Annotated in this window: 13 protein-coding genes; 5 read left to right on the top strand and 8 right to left on the bottom strand. The window is 60.2% G+C overall.

Annotated elements, in window-relative coordinates; translation table 11 throughout:
* Positions 1–130: 130 nt before the first annotated feature.
* From DBR46_RS11650 to DBR46_RS11640, 3 genes are all read right to left on the bottom strand, one after another.
* Positions 131–2617, bottom strand: a complete 2487-nt coding sequence (locus DBR46_RS11650; RefSeq protein WP_124526305.1) for a TonB-dependent siderophore receptor — start codon at positions 2615–2617, stop codon at positions 131–133.
* Positions 2618–2691: 74 nt separating this feature from the next.
* Positions 2692–3675 carry a FecR domain-containing protein gene (locus tag DBR46_RS11645; RefSeq protein WP_124526304.1) on the bottom strand — a complete coding sequence of 328 codons (984 nt, stop codon included), beginning with the start codon at positions 3673–3675 and terminating at the stop codon, positions 2692–2694.
* A complete protein-coding gene (locus DBR46_RS11640; RefSeq protein ID WP_124526303.1) occupies positions 3672–4187 on the bottom strand; it encodes a sigma-70 family RNA polymerase sigma factor in 516 nt (171 codons plus the stop codon). The genes DBR46_RS11645 and DBR46_RS11640 overlap by 4 nt, the downstream gene beginning before the upstream one ends.
* Positions 4188–4444: 257 nt before the next feature.
* Between DBR46_RS11640 and DBR46_RS11635 the strand changes: the two genes are divergently transcribed.
* Positions 4445–6325, top strand: a complete 1881-nt coding sequence (locus DBR46_RS11635; protein WP_124526302.1) for a methyl-accepting chemotaxis protein — start codon at positions 4445–4447, stop codon at positions 6323–6325.
* A 37-nt stretch (positions 6326–6362) separates the two neighbouring features.
* Here DBR46_RS11635 and DBR46_RS11630 read toward each other — a convergent pair whose 3' ends face one another.
* From DBR46_RS11630 to DBR46_RS11610, 5 genes are all read right to left on the bottom strand, one after another.
* Positions 6363–6821, bottom strand: coding sequence for an SRPBCC family protein (locus DBR46_RS11630; RefSeq protein WP_124526301.1), 459 nt, complete (start codon positions 6819–6821; stop codon positions 6363–6365).
* Between the two features lie 19 nt (positions 6822–6840).
* Positions 6841–10212: an amino acid adenylation domain-containing protein gene (locus tag DBR46_RS11625; protein ID WP_124526300.1), complete on the bottom strand. Its 3372-nt coding sequence runs from the start codon at positions 10210–10212 to the stop codon at positions 6841–6843.
* Entirely contained in the window at positions 10209–11156 is a 948-nt protein-coding gene (locus DBR46_RS11620) for a diiron oxygenase (RefSeq protein ID WP_124526299.1), read from the bottom strand. The genes DBR46_RS11625 and DBR46_RS11620 overlap by 4 nt, the downstream gene beginning before the upstream one ends.
* Positions 11153–11911, bottom strand: a complete 759-nt coding sequence (locus DBR46_RS11615) for a DUF3050 domain-containing protein (RefSeq protein WP_124526298.1) — start codon at positions 11909–11911, stop codon at positions 11153–11155. The genes DBR46_RS11620 and DBR46_RS11615 overlap by 4 nt, the downstream gene beginning before the upstream one ends.
* A gap of 346 nt (positions 11912–12257) precedes the next feature.
* The gene (locus DBR46_RS11610; protein ID WP_124526297.1) at positions 12258–12968 is read right to left on the bottom strand and encodes a GntR family transcriptional regulator; all 711 of its coding nucleotides are present in this window, start codon (positions 12966–12968) and stop codon (positions 12258–12260) included.
* Between the two features lie 333 nt (positions 12969–13301).
* Between DBR46_RS11610 and DBR46_RS11605 the strand changes: the two genes are divergently transcribed.
* The 4 genes from DBR46_RS11605 to DBR46_RS11590 are packed head-to-tail and all read left to right on the top strand — an operon-like array spanning position 13302 to position 16947.
* Positions 13302–14195, top strand: coding sequence for a TauD/TfdA family dioxygenase (locus DBR46_RS11605; RefSeq protein WP_124526296.1), 894 nt, complete (start codon positions 13302–13304; stop codon positions 14193–14195).
* Between the two features lie 14 nt (positions 14196–14209).
* Positions 14210–15235, top strand: a complete 1026-nt coding sequence (locus DBR46_RS11600; protein ID WP_124526295.1) for an ABC transporter substrate-binding protein — start codon at positions 14210–14212, stop codon at positions 15233–15235.
* Between the two features lies 1 nt (position 15236).
* The gene (locus DBR46_RS11595) at positions 15237–16088 is read left to right on the top strand and encodes an ABC transporter ATP-binding protein (RefSeq protein WP_124526294.1); all 852 of its coding nucleotides are present in this window, start codon (positions 15237–15239) and stop codon (positions 16086–16088) included.
* Entirely contained in the window at positions 16030–16947 is a 918-nt protein-coding gene (locus tag DBR46_RS11590) for an ABC transporter permease (protein WP_177414035.1), read from the top strand. Before DBR46_RS11595 ends, DBR46_RS11590 begins: the two co-directional genes overlap by 59 nt.
* The last annotated feature ends 58 nt before the right edge of the window (positions 16948–17005 follow it).

The following is a 17005-nucleotide window of genomic DNA, read 5'->3' as shown; positions in this document are numbered from 1 at the left end:
GAGTAGGTCATCGTCAAGATTGAATTCCGAAACCCCTGTCTGCTAACGCAGACAGGGGTTTTGTCGTTTAGCAGGCACAAAAAAGCCAGCGCCGAATCACAGGCGCTGGCTTGGTTCGAGCGCTAGCGAATCAGAACTGATAACTCACCGTTGCGCTCACATTACGTTCCTCCCCCAGGTAGCAGAAGTTCAGACTGGCACAGGACGCAACATACGTCTCATTGGTCAGGTTGTTGGCATTCACCCGCACATCCATACCCTTCAACCCAACCTTGCCCAAGTCATACCCCACCGAAGCATCAAGCAACGTGTAGGCCGGGACTTTCATCGTATTTTCCGCATCCGCCCAGCTATAGCCCACATACCGCACCCCGCCTCCAAGCCGCAAACCGTCCAATGCACCATTATTGAATTTGTAATCCGCCCATACCGATGCCATATGACGAGGCGCCTGCGTCGGTGAGTTGCCCTTGTTCTCGATCAGATTATCGGCCGTGCTCAAGGTGCTCACCATCGACTTGGAATACGCGATATCGGTGAACGTATAGCTGCCCAAAAGCTTCAGGTTATCCGTCAGTTGCAGATGCGCTTCCAACTCAAGCCCCTGGGAGCGGACGGCACCTACAGCGCGATAGAAGTTTTCCTGCGGCAGTTTGGTTGCCAGGTTCTCCTGATCGATGCGAAACCACGATGCGGTAAACAGGTTGTCAGTACCTGGCGGCTGATACTTCAACCCCACCTCCCATTGCGTCCCATCGGTGGGTGCCAGCGGGTTACCTGCGCTGTCCGAATAGGAGTTGGGATTGAAGGATTCTGAATAGCTGACGTAGGGCGCCAAGCCGTTATCAAACAGATAGAGCGCACCTGCCCGCCCAGTAAGCTTGGTGCGCTTATCACTGATCTCGGTGCCTGCTGGCCGGTTCGCTTCAGCAATCCGATTCTCATCGGACGTTTCGACCCAGTCCTGACGCAGCCCGAGGGAAAACCGCCATTTATCCATTTCGATCAGGTCTTGCAGATAGACGCCGGTCTGCTCCAACCGTCGCAAGTAGCTGGTCGGGCTGTAATAGCTGATCGCCGAGTTGCCATACACCGGGTTGAACGCGTTGATAGGCTGCAATGAGCCGCTGGTCCAGTCCACCACTGTTTTACGTCGCTGATAATCCGCACCCACCAGCACAGTGTGTTTGGTCGCCCCGGTAAAAAACTCAGCCTGCAGCATGTTATCGATGATGAAGGCATGCAGCTTCTCATCACCTCCGGAGTAGTAGCGATTCAGCTCGTTACTGGTCGGACTGGTCCAGCCATAGGCATACACCTGATCCAGTCGCACCTTGGAGTCCAGATAGCGGAAGTTTTGCCGCGCCGTGAAGACATCATTGAAGCGATGTTCGAATTGATAACCAAACGACTGTTGATCACGCTTGTAACCATCGACCCCAGGCTCGCCCTCGAAAAAATGGCTGGAGATTCGCCGGCCATTGCGCTGATGCAATGCGCCATCCGCCGGCATGCCGCCGTGATAGCCGCCGTCGGGATCATGTTGCAGATAGGCTTGCAGCGTCAGTGACGTGTCTTCGGTAAAGTCGATGCTGACGGTCGGGGCCAATGCAAAGCGCTTCTCCTTGGCATGGTCAAATTGGGTGTCGGACTTATCCGCCAGCCCAGTCAGCCGATAGGCAATACGCTTGTCGTCATCTACAGGCCCGCTGAAGTCAAAACCCATGCCCCGTTGGCCGTTACTGCCCAGCGTCGCCTGAACCTGATGATAAGGCTCGAACAGGGGCTTCTTGCTGGTCAATGCCACCAGCCCGCCGGGAGAACTGCGGCCATACAGCACCGAAGACGGACCCTTGAGGATATCCACCCGCTCCAGGAAATACGGATCGACCTGCATGGTGCTGTAGGTGCCGCTGTCCCCCATGGACTTGAGCCCATCCAGGTAAATGTTATCCACAGAGCCGTCGTTGAAACCGCGCATCGCCACATAATCGTAGCGATGCGTCGCGCCATAGGGGTTGGTCAGCACACCCGGCGTGTAACGCATGGCTTGGGCAACGGTCTGGGAGCCTTGGTCGTCCATCTGCTCGCGGGTGACCACCGAGACGGTTTGCGACGTCTCCCGCAAGGCGGTGCTGGTCTTGGTCGCAATCTGGCTGTGCGTCGCGTTATAGCCTTCCATGCTGCCCAAGGCATTGCCCAGGGCAAAGCCTTTGATATCGGTGGTCGGTAAGGTGAGCGCGCTATCTTCTGGCGCCTGCTGTACTACAAAGCTCACGCCATCTGCGGAAACAGCCTGCAACCCTGAGCCATTGAGCAAGTGATTCAAACCCTGCTCGATGGAATATTCGCCGTGTAGACCAGACGATTGCCGGTCCTGGGTGTAAGCAGGTGTGCTGGACAGCGTGATGCCCGCCTGTCGCGCAAACTGGTTGAGCACCGCGCTCAGCGGGCCGGCAGGAATCTCGTAGCGTTGATGGGTTTGCTCGGCACCCGCTTGCGCGGCCATGCCGGCCAGCGGCACTGCACTGATCCCCATTGCCGTCGACAGCAGCGCCGCACGTACGGCTTTACTCAATAATGGGTAGGACGAATTACGGGGAAAACACACAGTCATGATTAGGATCCGTGAAGGCAGATAGAGGGCTTACTGTCTAAGCCGGACTCACGGAAAAAAGCCGCCAAAAAAACTCAGGCCGATCGCTCCAGGCTCACCCACCAACGGCTGCGATAGCGCAATCGAACCGGCAGCGTCTGTGGCAGGATCGCCAGCAACTTATCGGTGTCCTCCAGGCGAAAAACCCCCGATAACCGCAAATCGGCGATATCAGCCGAGCAGCCCAAGTAGCCATGACGATAACGCCCGACTTCCGCAAGAAAGTCGGCCAGGCGCATATCCCGCGTCACGATCAACCCGTCCGCCCAAGCGCCAATGTCCATCTCCAACGGCGGGGCGAGGAGGGCTCCCGTCTGACGCACCAGATAGCTTTCTCCGGCATGAACCTGCGTCGAAAGCCCATTCACCTGATGCGGTGAGTGGATGGCCACATTGCCGCTGACCACACTCAACCGCGTGCAGTCACTGGCCTGGCGCACAGCGAAACGCCCATCGATACCCTCGAACAAACCATGGCGTGTCTGCACCAGCAAGGGCGCCGAAGAAGCAGCGCCGCATGTCACCAGGATTTCCCCGCGCAGCAGCGTGATCATTCGCTGCTGCACGTTGAAGTCCAGGTCCACTGCACTGTCGGTATTGAGTTGCACACGAGTGCCATCCGGCAACTGCACGCTGCGGCGCTCGCCAGTGGCGGTAGCCAGATCCGCGGTCCAACGCTGCCAACCGCTGACATCCCGGCTGAGCCACGCCGCCGAGCCCACTACCAGCACGCCAGACAGCGTCTTCAATGCCTGTCTCCGGCTCAGGCCCTGCGCGCTGTTTTCCAGCGCCCTATGCACCCCTGGAATCGTCGCCAGCTGGCTGTTCAACTCCTGCTGCAACGCCTGCACCCGCTGCCAGGCCAATTCGTGGTCGCCGTGGGCTTTTCGCCAGTGTTCACATTGCGCGTACAGGCGCAGATTGGCGCGGTTGTTACGCAAGCGCAGCGTCCAGTGGATAGCCTGCTTGACCACCTCGGGGCTGGGGCCGAAGCGAACCACGTTATCCATGGGCGTCATGTTTCATAACGCAGGACATAGCAGTGGTAGAGCGCCTCGGCGACGTAACGCTCGACCGAGCGTAGCGATACACCCATCTGCTGCGCGATCTGCTTGTACGCCAGCCCGTCGCACTGAGCCAAAAGAAATGCCTTACGCACCTTGGGCTTCAGCCCCTCAAGCAGTCGGGAAATTTCTTCGAGCAACTCTAGCACCAGCGCGCGGGATTCAGCGCTGGGTGCCAATGCTTCGGGTAAGTGGGCGATGGACTCCAGATAAGCCCGTTCGATTTCCTCGCGGCGCCAGTGGTCAATCACCAGGCCCCGGGCGATGGTGCGCAAAAACGCCCGAGGCGCCTTGAGTTCAAAGCGTTCGGTCTTCTGGAGCAGGCGCACAAAGGTGTCTTGTGCCAGGTCCGCAGCATCGCAGGCGTTGCCCAGACGACTGCGCAGCCAGGTGTTCAGCCAGTTGTGATGGGTGAGGTAAAGCGTCTGTACAACGCTTTCACGCGGGATGTACTCAGAAGATGGCATTCACACAGACCTGGCCAAACGTCACAAATGATAATTAGTCGCATTGTTTGGGAGGCCGTAAAATTTTGCAACTCTGATCCTTGTACGACAACCGCTGGTCGGTTTCCTACGTAAAAATCAGATACATCCCACAATTTCCTCAGTTTTGCCGTGGCTTGGCCGAAAGCCTGACGAGCCATGCGTGCACCGAAATAGAGCGGTCGGTTCCATGCTCCGTTCGGCACGCTAACCCCCCTTTGGCAAAAGAAGTCGATGAAATGAATCTCAAGTTCAGTCATAAAATTCTGTTGGCCGCGTCAGGCGTCGTGGTTCTAGCCTTCGCGTTATTCACGCTTTACAACGACTACCTTCAGCGCAGCACCATCAAGCAGAACCTGGAGTCATCCATCCAGCAATCCGGTGAGCTCACCGCCAGCAGTGTGCAGAACTGGCTCAGCGGGCGCATCCTGGTCCTCGAGAACCTCGCGCAAAACGTCGCGCATCAAGGCAGCGCTGCGGACCTTCCAGGGCTGGTCGATCAACCGGCGTTCACCTCGAACTTCCAGTTCACCTATGTTGGTCAAACCAACGGTGTATTCACCCAGCGCCCTGACGCCAAGATGCCCGACGACTATGACCCGCGCCAGCGCCCCTGGTACAAGCAGGCCGTGGCTGCCGACAAGCCCATGCTGACGCCGCCGTACATGGCCGCCGTGGGTGGGCAGATCGTGACCATTGCCATGCCGGTGAAGAAAAACGGTGAACTGCTCGGCGTGGTCGGCGGTGACCTGAGCCTGCAAACCCTGGTGAAGATCATCAACTCGGTGGACTTCGGCGGCATCGGCCACGCGTTCCTGGTCAGCGGTGACGGTCAGGTGATCGTCAGCCCGGACCAGGACCAGGTGATGAAAAACCTCAAGGACATCTACCCAGGTGCCCAACTGCGGATCGAGAAGCTCAACCAGGACGTGGTCCTCAACGGCCAGGACCGCATCCTGTCGTTTACCCCGATCAGCGGTTTGCCGGGTGCAGATTGGTACATCGGTTTGTCGATCGACAAAGACAAAGCCTATGCACCGCTGGGTAAATTCCGCACCTCTGCGTTGATTGCCATGCTGATTGCCGTGGTCGCGATCGCCGTGCTCTTGAGCCTGCTGATCCAAGTGCTGCTGCGTCCCCTGACCACCATGGGCGTGGCCATGCAGGACATCGCGCAAGGCGAGGGCGACCTGACCCGCCGCCTGGCCGTGACCAGCAAAGATGAGTTCGGCGAGGTTGGCAGTGCGTTCAACCAGTTCGTCGAACGTATCCATGCCTCCATCTCCGAAGTGTCGTCGGCCACACGCCAGGTGCATGATCTGTCCCAGCGTGTGATGGCCTCGTCCAACGCCTCGATCATCGGCTCGGACGAGCAAAGCGCGCGCACCAACAGCGTGGCGGCGGCGATCAACGAACTGGGGGCTGCCACCCAGGAAATCGCCCGCAACGCCGCCGATGCTTCCCAGCACGCCAGCGGTGCCAGCGAACAGGCTGACGATGGGCGCAAAGTGGTGGAGCAAACCATCCTGGCGATGTCTGAGCTCTCGCAAAAAATCAGCTTGTCCTGCACGCAGATCGAAACTCTGAATGCCAGTACCGACAACATCGGCCACATTCTTGATGTGATCAAAGGCATCTCCCAGCAGACCAACTTGCTCGCGCTCAACGCCGCGATCGAAGCGGCCCGTGCCGGCGAAGCCGGGCGTGGGTTTGCCGTGGTGGCCGATGAGGTGCGCAACCTGGCGCACCGCACCCAGGAGTCGGCCGAAGAGATCCACAAGATGATCACTTCGCTGCAAGTGGGTTCGCGTGAGGCGGTGACCACCATGAACGCCAGCCAGGCTTCCAGCGAAGAAAGCGTCGAAGTGGCGAACCAGGCCGGTGAACGCCTGATCAGCGTGACGCAGCGGATCGTCGAGATCGACGGTATGAACCAATCGGTCGCTGCCGCGACAGAGGAGCAGACCGCCGTGGTGGAAACCCTCAACGTGGATATCAACCAGATCAACTTGCTGAACCAGCAAGGCGTTACCAACCTCAACGAAACGTTGAAGGATTGCGACGCGTTGTCCCAACAGGCCAGTCGCTTGAAGCAACTGGTCGACAGCTTCAAGATCTGACGACGTGCGCAGGAGCGAGTGTTCTCGCTCCTGCCGCTCAGCCGAGCATCCGCTGCACGTTGTCCAGGGCACTGTCGGCGAACGCCTGCATGAACTGTTCAAACCCCGCCCGCGCCGCTTCTACCGGCTCGGCAATTATCGTCCAAGTGGCCCTGGCGCTGTGTTCGCCCAGTGCCTCCACACGCATCGCCGCCCATAGCCTGGCAATTCCCAACGTGTTGTAGAGCGTCGTCCAGGTCATGCACATGGCGTCGTCGTCCCGGCTGTTGAGTTGTTCGACGGCGCAATGCCCATCGCGGAAAAATTTCGTACGCAAGGCGCCGATCCCAGCGCCGGTCATCGTGATGTGCGACAGGGCTGGGATAAACGCATCAAAGCCGGCGAAATCACCGACCAACGCCCAAAGTTGAGCGGCATCGCAGGCGGCCACCACCTGGGCCACCACCGGTGCGCCAACGGGGTTGCGGATCAATGTATCGGGTTGCAGCGGTTTCATGGAGATGTCCTGGCGCGGTTCAGAGAAAGCCGATGGCCTGTAGATAGTCACAACCCCGGCGTAACAACGCCGGGCTTTTTTCGGGGTACTGCACGCGCATTTTTTGCACGCCCCGGCGCGCGTTGGCGTGATGGATCATGGCGGTATCGCCGATGTCTTCGCCCAGGCCGTCGAGGTAAAAGCCCAGCACTCCAAACAGCGCGTTGTCGCGGTCTATCGTTTGCAGCGCGCGTTGCCAGCGGGCCACGCTGACTCGCTCGAACCGATAGCCTGCCTGGCTGAATGCATCGAGGTAGTCGTTCCAGCTCAGTGGCTGCGGATTGTGCAGGTTGAAGACGTTGCGCCCGGGTTCACACTGGCCACAATGGAAGGCGAGAAACTGCGCGAAAAAGTCCACCGGCATCAGGTCGTGGTTTGCCTCCAGGCGCGGCACCAAACCCAATTGCAACGAGCCCTTGAGCATCAGCATCAGGCGGTTCTTGTGCGGCTGGCAAACCCCGCTACGGCTGTTGAAGCTGATATTGCCCGGACGCAGGATATTCACCCAGGCGCCTTGTTCCACCGCGCGCCCGACCAACCGCTCAGCGACCCATTTGGTCAGGTTGTAACCGTTCTTGATGTACAGCGGCAGGCTGCTTGCGGCAGGTGCTTCAAGGACGTGCCCTGCGGCGTCGACACTGCTGCACGCCGACAGCGTCGAGATGAAGTTGAAGACCTTCTTGCAGCGGGTTTCGCACAGGCGCAGGCATTCGCGCACCGGATCGACGTTGTCCCTGGCCAGCGTGGCATAGTCCAACACATGGTTGACCCGCGCCGCGTTGTGCACCAGCACGCCAAAATCCTCCGCGAGGTGGTCATACACATCGTCGGCCAGGCCCAAGCGCGGCTGGCTGATATCGGCGGCATACACCTGCACCCGGCGCAGGTCGAGGTGCTCCAGGCGGTACTCGCCCAAGGCCTGGGCAAAACGCTCCTGCGGCGAGTGGCCGGGTGACTCGCGCACCAGGCACGCGACCTGCTTAGCACCACCGGCCAGCAGCGCCTCGACGATATGCACGCCGATAAAACTATTGGCACCCGTCACGATGACCTTGCGCGGGTCGCCCGCGCGGTCCGCTGCCAGCATCTGCACTGACAGCGCTCGTTCGGCATCGCGAAGCGCTTGGTTGCACGGCGCAGTAGAGGGCACGCCATCTGCCATCAGTGAGGCGAGTGTGCGAATCGTCGGGGCTTCGAAGAAGCGGTTCAACGCCAGGCTGCGGCCAAACCGCTCGCGGATCCGCAGCAGCAGCGTCGAGAGCAAGATGGAGTGCCCGCCGAGGTTGAAGAAGCTGTCGTCGATAGACAACTCGGCCACGGGCACTCGCAACAACTCGCTCCACAACTCTGCCAGTTGTGCTTGAAGCGGTGTTTGCGCCGGCTGGTCGGTAGCGCCCGGCATTGGTCGAGCCGATAAACCCAGCAGCGCCTGGCGATCGACCTTGCCGCTGCTTGTGTAGGGCAGGGTCGGCAATTCGGCCCACACGCCAGGTTGCATGTAATCCGACAGCCGCTGGCGTGCGTACAGCTTGAGCGCCGTTAGCGTGGCGCCGGGTTCCGGCTGGGCGACCACGGCATGGATTCTGTACTCGGGCCCCACTACCACGGCCACCTGGCGGTACAACCGACTGTCGCGCAGGCACTGCTCCACTTCCTGCGGCTCAACTCGAAACCCGCGGATCTTTAACTGCCCGTCACGCCGTCCGCCGAGCACGATGCCGTCGCTTGTCCACTGCGCCATGTCTCCACTGCGATACGCCTTCAAGGTCTGGCCGTCGGGCAGTGACAAGGTCACGAAGGGGTTGTCCTGCGGTTGTACGGCGTCCACATACCCCAGGCTCACCCCCGGGCCGACGATAAACAGTTCCCCCATCACCTCTTCGTCCACCGGTTGCAGGTCGTCGTCGAGGATCAGCACTTGGCTGTTGGCGATGGGATGGCCCAGGCTGCAATTGCGGTCGCCCGGTTGCAGGCGTCGGTGGGTGACCAGCACCGTGGCTTCGGTGGGCCCGTAAAGGTTGTGCAGTTGGCACTGGCCGGCCAACCGCTCGATGACATGGGGCTCGCAGGTTTCACCGCCCGTCAGCAGGTGCTGCATGCCCAAGGGCGCATCCGGCGGCAGGATGCTGAGCAACGCCGGCGGTAAAAAACCATGGGTGACGCGCTGCTGGCGGATCAGTGCGACCAATTGCTGCGGATCGCATCGTTGCGCCGCGCTGGGCACGATCAACTGCGCGCCGGCGATCAAGCTGGGGAAAATGTCCATCAGCGAAGCATCGAACCCCAGCGAGGCGAATTGCAGCACGCGACTGTCTTCACTCAGGGCCATGCGGCTGGCGAACCACGCGGTGAAATGCGCGAGGTTGCCTTGGCTGAGCTTGATACCCTTGGGCCGGCCGGTGGTGCCTGAGGTGAACAGCACCATGCACGGTGCATCCAGGCTGGGGCGGTGTTGCAGCAACACTGGCGTGGTGGCCTGTTTGTCGAGGGTGCTGACATCCAGCGCAACAAAATGCTCGCGCAACGGGTGCCGGCCATTGTCGAGCAACACGCGGGCCCCGGCGCTTTCCAGCTGAGCCTGCTGGCGTTGTGGTGGATGCTCCGGCGCCAACGGCAGGTACACCGCGCCGCAGCCCAGCAGGGCGAGAAGGCTGGCGTACAGCGCGGCGGATTTCTCCAGGCACACGCCGACCACTACGGGCGCCGCAAGATCGCCCAGCAACGGTCGTAGTTGTTGTTGTATTGCCAGCGCCTGAGTGTGCAATTGCCGATAAGTCAGCACATCGCCCGCGATGCTCAACGCCGGCCGCTCGGCGAAGGTTTGAAGGCTGGCCTGCAAGCGTTCGATCATGGGTACTTGGGCGGCTTGCAGCAGGTCCGGGTCAGCGGTGCGATTGAGCCGATGCAGGAACGCCACGGCGTCCAGGCCCAGCAAGCCCTGTTCAGGCCACGAGTTGGCGCAGGCCTCGTGGGGTAAATAGCCTGGGTCGCGGGCGAAGCCGCTGATGTGCAGGGCCGCCCATTGCGCCAGTGTGTCGGTCGCCTGCTGGCGCAAGCACTGGCCGTTGCCGCTCGGTTCCTCGGGTGCCTCCAGGGTGGCCAGCAGCCGTTGTTGGTGGTCATAGGCGCGCAGTTGCAAGGCGGGCAAGCCGTGTTCGGTCAGCGGGCCAACCCCCAGGCGCAGGCTGATCCTGGGCACTTGGATCAAGTGGGCCGGTAGGGCCAGGCTGGCATCTTCGATGACGAGGTCGGCCAACTCATGCGCAGTCCCGTGACCGTATTGCTCGACCCACTGCCGCACGGTCTGCAAGGCTTTGCTGGTGCCAATCCAGCCGATCTGCAGGCGCCTCATGACGTGCTCCCGGCGACGGGCAGAAAATCCCCCAGCGCCTGCGCCACACTGGGCGTGTTTAGCAAACCGCTGCGTTTCAGGAAGGCCATGATGTTGCCGACCAGTGGGTGTTGGCGGGTGATGGGAAACACCAGCGCCTCGACTTCATCTCTTAGTGCCTGGCGCACCGCCGTGTTGACGTCCAGGTGTTCGATCAATTGCAGGTCAAAGCGCTGTTGCAGGTCATTGGTCAGGTAGTGCGCCAGGAACGTGGGCAGGACATGGGCGATGGCGTCGCGGTCATCCGGGCTTGCTCCTTGCCAATAGTGGCGCACCAGGTGCGTCCAGAACTGCGCGTGGCGGCCTTCGTCACACAGGTGATCCGCCATCAAGCCGCGCACGGATGCCTTGACGCTGTGGTCTTTGGCGAACGCCGCCACATCATGGGTGACGGTATTTTCAGCAATGGCCACGCAGATCAGTTCCACGGCATCGCGCAAGTGCTTTGGAGCCTGTGCCAGCGCGAGCGGCAGGGCGCGGCTCAGTTCGATCTGAGGCGGCAGGTCGAGCGGTGGGATACCGGTCATGCCTACGGTCTGTTGCAGGAAGTCCAGCGCGACCAGGGCGTGATAGTCCTCATCCACCACCACCGTCATCGCGGCGTAGCGCACGGTGGCAGGGAAGGGCAGCGAGAAGCGGTTCTTGGCAATGCTGCGCGCGGTCTTGTCGACGATCTCGGTCTCGAAGATCACCACGTCGTTGATGAATTTGTAGAAGCTCTGCAACAACACAAAATCGCGCCATTGCGGGCACTGTTCGAGAAGCGTCGCGCTGAGCGCCAGCGGCTGGCGTGACAGGGGGTAGATCAACTTGTCGTCGTCTTCCAGCAAGCGCCGCGGGCGAGTGCGGACGGTGGCGCGGCGCTCCCAGTCTTCGGCCACGCGGTGGTAATCACTGACGTTCATGGGCACACCTTCTGCAAAGAGGCGCGCACGTCGTCCCATAGTGCGATGCGACTGTCCACGGCCGCGAGGGCGGTGTCGGCGGTTTGCTGCTGGCGCTCGGGGTCGGTGCCGGTGAGGTATTGCAGCAATCGCTGGGCGCCTGGCCCGTGGTCCTCTGTGTCCAGTTCGATATGGCGATTGAGGTAATAGCTCAGGGTGGGGGCGCGGCGATGGATGATTTCGCAACCCTTGAGCAAACGTTCGAACATGGCGGGGATAACACTCTCCCGACCATGCAGGAAGGCCGCTGCCACGCAGTGCGTCGGCGCGTGCAGCGCGATATCCAGGGTCTTGGCGACAAAGCGCACCACGCCCGGCAGCACGTCAATCTGTTGCAACGCAGCAGTGGCCTTCACACCTTGGCGTTGCAGGGCGATGAAGGTATCGATGGCGACGGTGCTGGCGCCCACTTCTGCCATGGCGTACCGGTACTGCTCGAAATGACTGCAATGACCGCGCTCCAGGTGCGCGTCCGACTCTTCGCTGAGCACGATTTCATTGATCAGCCGTGCCGCCTCGGAGTTGGTCGGTGGGAGCCAGGGCAGTTGTGTGCATGTCAGGTCTTGTTGCAGGCGTTTGGTGAGGGTCATGAAGTCCCAGACGGCAAACACATGGCTTTGCATAAACACTTGTAACTTGCCAAGTGAGTTGATTTCGGTAAATAACGGATGAGTGCACATCTGTGATTTTTTTTGTTCTAACAAAAGTTGATACATGGTTGATGCCTATGAGTTGCGGCGACTGCTCTGACAGCCGTAATGGCTTTTACAGATGAAATGGAACTCGCAATGCTTAAACGAAATGCGCACGGTGCCTGCAAATGTATGGGCTTGCGCAGTCGAATGAAGTATTGGGTTTATTGAAAAGATAATAAGCTGGTTAAACGTTTGGATGAGCTTATGAATGTATTAGATGTTTTTTCGAAAAGTTACTGTGTGCGTAACTTGTAGAATTGTAGGTGGGAAGTTTCCCTGGCGTATGCGTGCGTTATTTAATTGAGAGGTTTTATAATCGCGCGGGGTTTCCTGGATTGGACGGTTACCCCGCAATGTCCGATGTGCACTAGCGTGCATTTTTCATGTTGGCAGCCTCAAGACTGTTCAGGTAGGTGGTGATCACCTCCATGCCGCGCGTCAGGTGATTGCGCAGCGTCAGCACGCTTTCATCGACTTTCTTCTGCGTTACAAGGTTCAGCAGTTCACGGTGGTCTTCCTGGGACGTCTCGCCCAGGCCCATCGCTTCAAGGTTGAAGCGCAGGAAGCGTTCTTCCTCGTTCAAACCGTGTTCAACCAGTGTGAGCAACCGCTGGTTGGGAGCCTTACCATACAACGCCATGTGGAACAGGCGATTGAGGCGGCCCATCTCGGAGTAATCCTTTTCTCGCTCCAGGGCACTGATACAGGCGTCCGCCTCGGCGATGTCGGCCTCGGTGAGCAGCGGAATCGACAGGCGCAGCGCTTCGGACTCCAGCAACATGCGCAGGGCGTAGGTCTCCGCCGAATTGTCTTCGATCAAGGGTGCAACCACGGCACCTTTGTGGGTCACCACATGCAGCAATGATTGGGCTTCGAGCTGGCGCAAGGCTTCGCGCACGGGCATGCGGCTGACCCCGAACAGACTGGCCAGCTCTTGCTGGCGCATGGCAGTGCCACAGGGCAATCGCCCATCGAGGATGGCATTGCGCAAGGTTTCTTCAATCACGGAGCGAGCAAGATGGGCGGGAATGGGCCCGCTGACTCGGATGCTACTCAAGGGGTTCGGCTTCTGCGTCACGACTACGCTGTCCTCCTTATGAAAATGGGGTGGCGCCAATTGGATCCAAAGAACACTAGAGGCTGCCCTTCGGCTTGTCAAACGGGCAAGAATTGCCGCTTGTAAGCGGTTAAACACCTGGCTCAAGGCGCCCACATCGGGCTTTTCCAGCGTCTTACACGTCACTGTCATAGTGCTATGAACTGAGCGCTTCGTCGCCCTTGTTTATGCCTTAACCGCCGTACGGCATAGGTTGCGGCGCTACTTTCCCGTATATGTATATTCTCTAACGGTATTTAAAGTGCGGTTCTTATATCTATAAAGTCACTCTCCTGTCTGACCGGGAGTGACCTCATGTCCGCCACCTCTACTCTTCCAACAGTGACTTCTACCGCCCAACGCTTTGAGATTCGCCCGCTGCCCGGCAGTGTCGGCGCCGAGATCATCGGCCTGGACTTGTCCCGACCGGTCAACGACGAGGATTTCGCGCGCATCCACCGCGCGCACCTGGATCACCATGTGGTGGTGTTCCGCGACCAACGTATTACTCCCGAGCAACAGATCGCTTTCAGCCGCCGATTCGGCGTGTTGCAAATCCATGTGCTCAAGCAGTTCCTGCTGGCCAACCACCCGGAAATCCTGATCGTCTCCAACATCATCGAAAACGGCCAATCCATCGGCCTGGGGGACGCGGGCAAGTTCTGGCATTCGGACCTGTCCTATAAAGAGCTGCCGAGCCTGGGCTCGATGCTGCACGCCCAGGAGCTGCCGTCCGAAGGCGGCGACACCTTGTTCGCCGACATGCACAAAGCCTGGGACCAACTCCCCGAGCACCTGCGCAAAGCCGTCGAAGGTCGCCGCGCCGCGCATTCCTACACGGCGCGTTACAGCGAGACCAAATTCGAAGGCAACTGGCGCCCAACGTTGACCCCCGAGCAACTGGCCCAGGTCGCTGAAGTGGTCCACCCCATCGTACGTACCCACCCGGAAAACGGCCGCCAGGCGCTGTTCGTCAGTGAAGGTTTCACCACCCGCATTGTCGGCCTGCCGGAAGACGAAAGCCGCGACCTGCTGGCCCAGCTCTACGCCCACAGCGTGTTGCCGCACAACATCTACCGCCACCAATGGCAGCCCCACGACCTGGTGTTTTGGGACAACCGCTCACTGATCCACCTGGCCGCCGGTTGCCCGAGCCACCTGCGCCGCAAACTCTTTCGCACCACCATCCAGGGCGACGCGCCTTTCTGATTCGGAGCATGACCATGTCCAAGAGAATTCCATTCGCACGGCTGGCCGCGACTGTCGGCCTGGGTGTCAGCCTGCTGGCCGGCAGTCTTGTTGCACCGACGGCCGCGCAGGCCGAAGGCGAGATTCGCATCGCCGAGCAGTTCGGCATCGTCTACCTGCTGCTTAACGTGGTGCGCGACCAGAACCTCATCGAGAAATACGGCAAGCAGGAAGGCATCGACATCAAGGTGGACTGGACCCAACTGTCCGGCGGCGCAGCGGTCAACGACGCGTTGCTGTCCGGTTCCATCGACATTGCCGGCGCCGGCACCGGCCCGCTGCTGACCATCTGGGACCGCACCCACGGCAAGCAGAACGTCAAGGCGGTCGCGTCCTTGGGCAACTTCCCCTACTACCTGGTGAGCAACAATCCCAAGGTCAAGACCATCGCCGATTTCACCGAAAAAGACCGCATCGCCGTGCCGGCGGTAGGCGTTTCAGTGCAGTCGCGCTTCCTGCAATACGCCGCCGCCAAGCAGTGGGGCGACAAGGAATTCAACCGCCTCGACAAGTACACTGTCGCCGTCCCGCACCCCGATGCCACGGCCGCACTGATCGCCGGCGGTACTGAGTTGACCGGGCACTTCTCCAACCCGCCGTTCCAGGACCAGGCCCTGGCCAACCCCAACGTGCATGTGGTGCTGAACACCTATGACCTGTTCGGCCCGAACTCGCCGACCGTGTTGTTTGCCACCGAGAAATTCCGCAACGACAACCCGAAAACCTACAAGGCCTTCATCGACGCCCTGACCGAAGCCGCGCAGTTCGCCCAGAACGATAAAGGCGCGGCTGCCGACACTTACATCCGCGTGACCAAGGCCAAGATCGACCGCGCCGAGTTGCTGAAAATCATCGACAACCCGCAGTTCGAATTCAGCATCACGCCGAAAAATACCTACCCGCTGGCGGAATTCCTCTACCGCGTCGGCGCCATCAAGAACAAGCCTGAATCGTGGAAGGACTACTTCTTCCAGGACGCCAAGCCGCTGCAAGGAAGTTGAGATGAACGCGCCCTTGCAAGGCCACGCGGCCAGCAACCTGCACACCGTCGCCCCGTTGCTGGCGGTGGATAACGTCAGCCTGGAATACCGCACCCCCGAACGCGTGGTGCGGGCCACCCACCAGGTCAGTTTCGAGATCGACCCGGCCGACCGCTACGTGCTGCTCGGCCCTTCGGGTTGCGGCAAATCCACCTTGCTCAAGTCCATCGCCGGGTTTATCAAACCCTGCGAAGGCCAGATCCGCCTGCTCGGGCAAAAGGTCGAGCAACCCGGCCCGGACCGCATCGTGGTGTTCCAGGAATTCGACCAGTTGCCGCCGTGGAAAACCGTCAAGCAGAACGTGATGTTCCCGCTGCTGGCGTCCAAAACCTTGAAGCGTCGTGAAGCTGAAGAGCGTGCGCTGTACTACCTGGAAAAAGTCGGCCTGAGTGCTTTCGCCGATGCTTACCCGCATACCCTTTCCGGCGGCATGAAAGCTCGTGTGGCGATTGCTCGCGCGCTGGCCATGCAGCCGAAAATCCTGTTGATGGACGAGCCCTTCGCCGCCCTCGACGCCCTGACCCGACGCAAGATGCAGGAAGAGTTGCTGCTGCTCTGGGAAGAAGTGCGTTTTACCCTGCTGTTCGTCACCCACTCCATCGAAGAAGCGCTGGTGGTGGGCAATCGCATCCTGTTGCTGTCGCCCCATCCGGGGCGTGTGCGCGCAGAAATCCACAGCCATCAATACGACCTGCACAGTCTGGGCGGTGTGGAATTCCAGGCGTCGGCGCGGCGGATTCATCGCCTGTTGTTCGATGAAGCGCCCGAGGCCGAGCAGGCGCTGGGCTTCGCCGATATTCGCATCGCTTACTAAGGAGCAACCTGTGCGGCAAGAATACGAGATACACCTCGAACCCCTGCTCAGCGTCCCCGTGGAACGCGAGCTGCCCCTGCGTCAACGCCTGTGGCAACAAGGCTGGCTGCGCAAGGGGTTGATCCTGATCGTGCTGGCGATCCTGTGGGAAGCTGTCGCGCGCTACCAGAACAACGACCTGCTGCTGCCGAGCTTCTTGCAGACCTTTGCTGCGCTCTACGACGGCCTGCTCAGCGGCGAGTTGTTGAGCAAGGTGAGCATCTCGCTGGTAGTGCTGCTCAAGGGCTACCTGATCGGCATCGTGCTGGCGTTTGCCCTGACCACCCTGGCGGTCTCGACCCAATTGGGCCAAGACTTGCTCAGCACCCTCACTTCGATGTTCAACCCGCTGCCAGCGATTGCGCTGCTGCCGCTGGCGCTGTTGTGGTTTGGCCTGGGGCAGAACAGCCTGATCTTCGTGCTGGTGCATTCGGTGTTATGGGCGCTGGCGCTTAACACCTATTCGGGGTTTCTTGGCGTGTCCGAAACCCTGCGCATGGCCGGTCGCAACTACGGCCTCAAGGGCATGCGCTTTGTGCTGTTCATCCTGATCCCGGCTGCGCTGCCGTCGATCCTCGCCGGCCTCAAGATTGGCTGGGCGTTCGCCTGGCGCACCCTGATCGCCGCCGAGCTGGTGTTTGGTGCAACCAGCGGCAAGGGCGGCCTGGGTTGGTACATTTTCCAGAACCGCAATGAGCTGTACACCGACAAGGTATTTGCCGGGTTGGCCGTAGTGATCCTGATCGGCCTGTTGGTGGAGAACCTGGTGTTTGACACCTTCGAGCGCCTCACCGTGAAGCGATGGGGCATGCAGCGCTAAACAGGAATGATTGCTCTTTGCCCGCCGTGAACCCGATAATGCCGGCCGATTGCGACGC

Source organism: Pseudomonas sp. KBW05 (assembly GCF_003852405.1).
In the GTDB taxonomy this organism is placed as follows: domain Bacteria; phylum Pseudomonadota; class Gammaproteobacteria; order Pseudomonadales; family Pseudomonadaceae; genus Aquipseudomonas.
The sequence above is the reverse complement of the archived record's forward strand: the minus strand, read 5'-3'. Positions and strand labels throughout refer to the sequence as shown.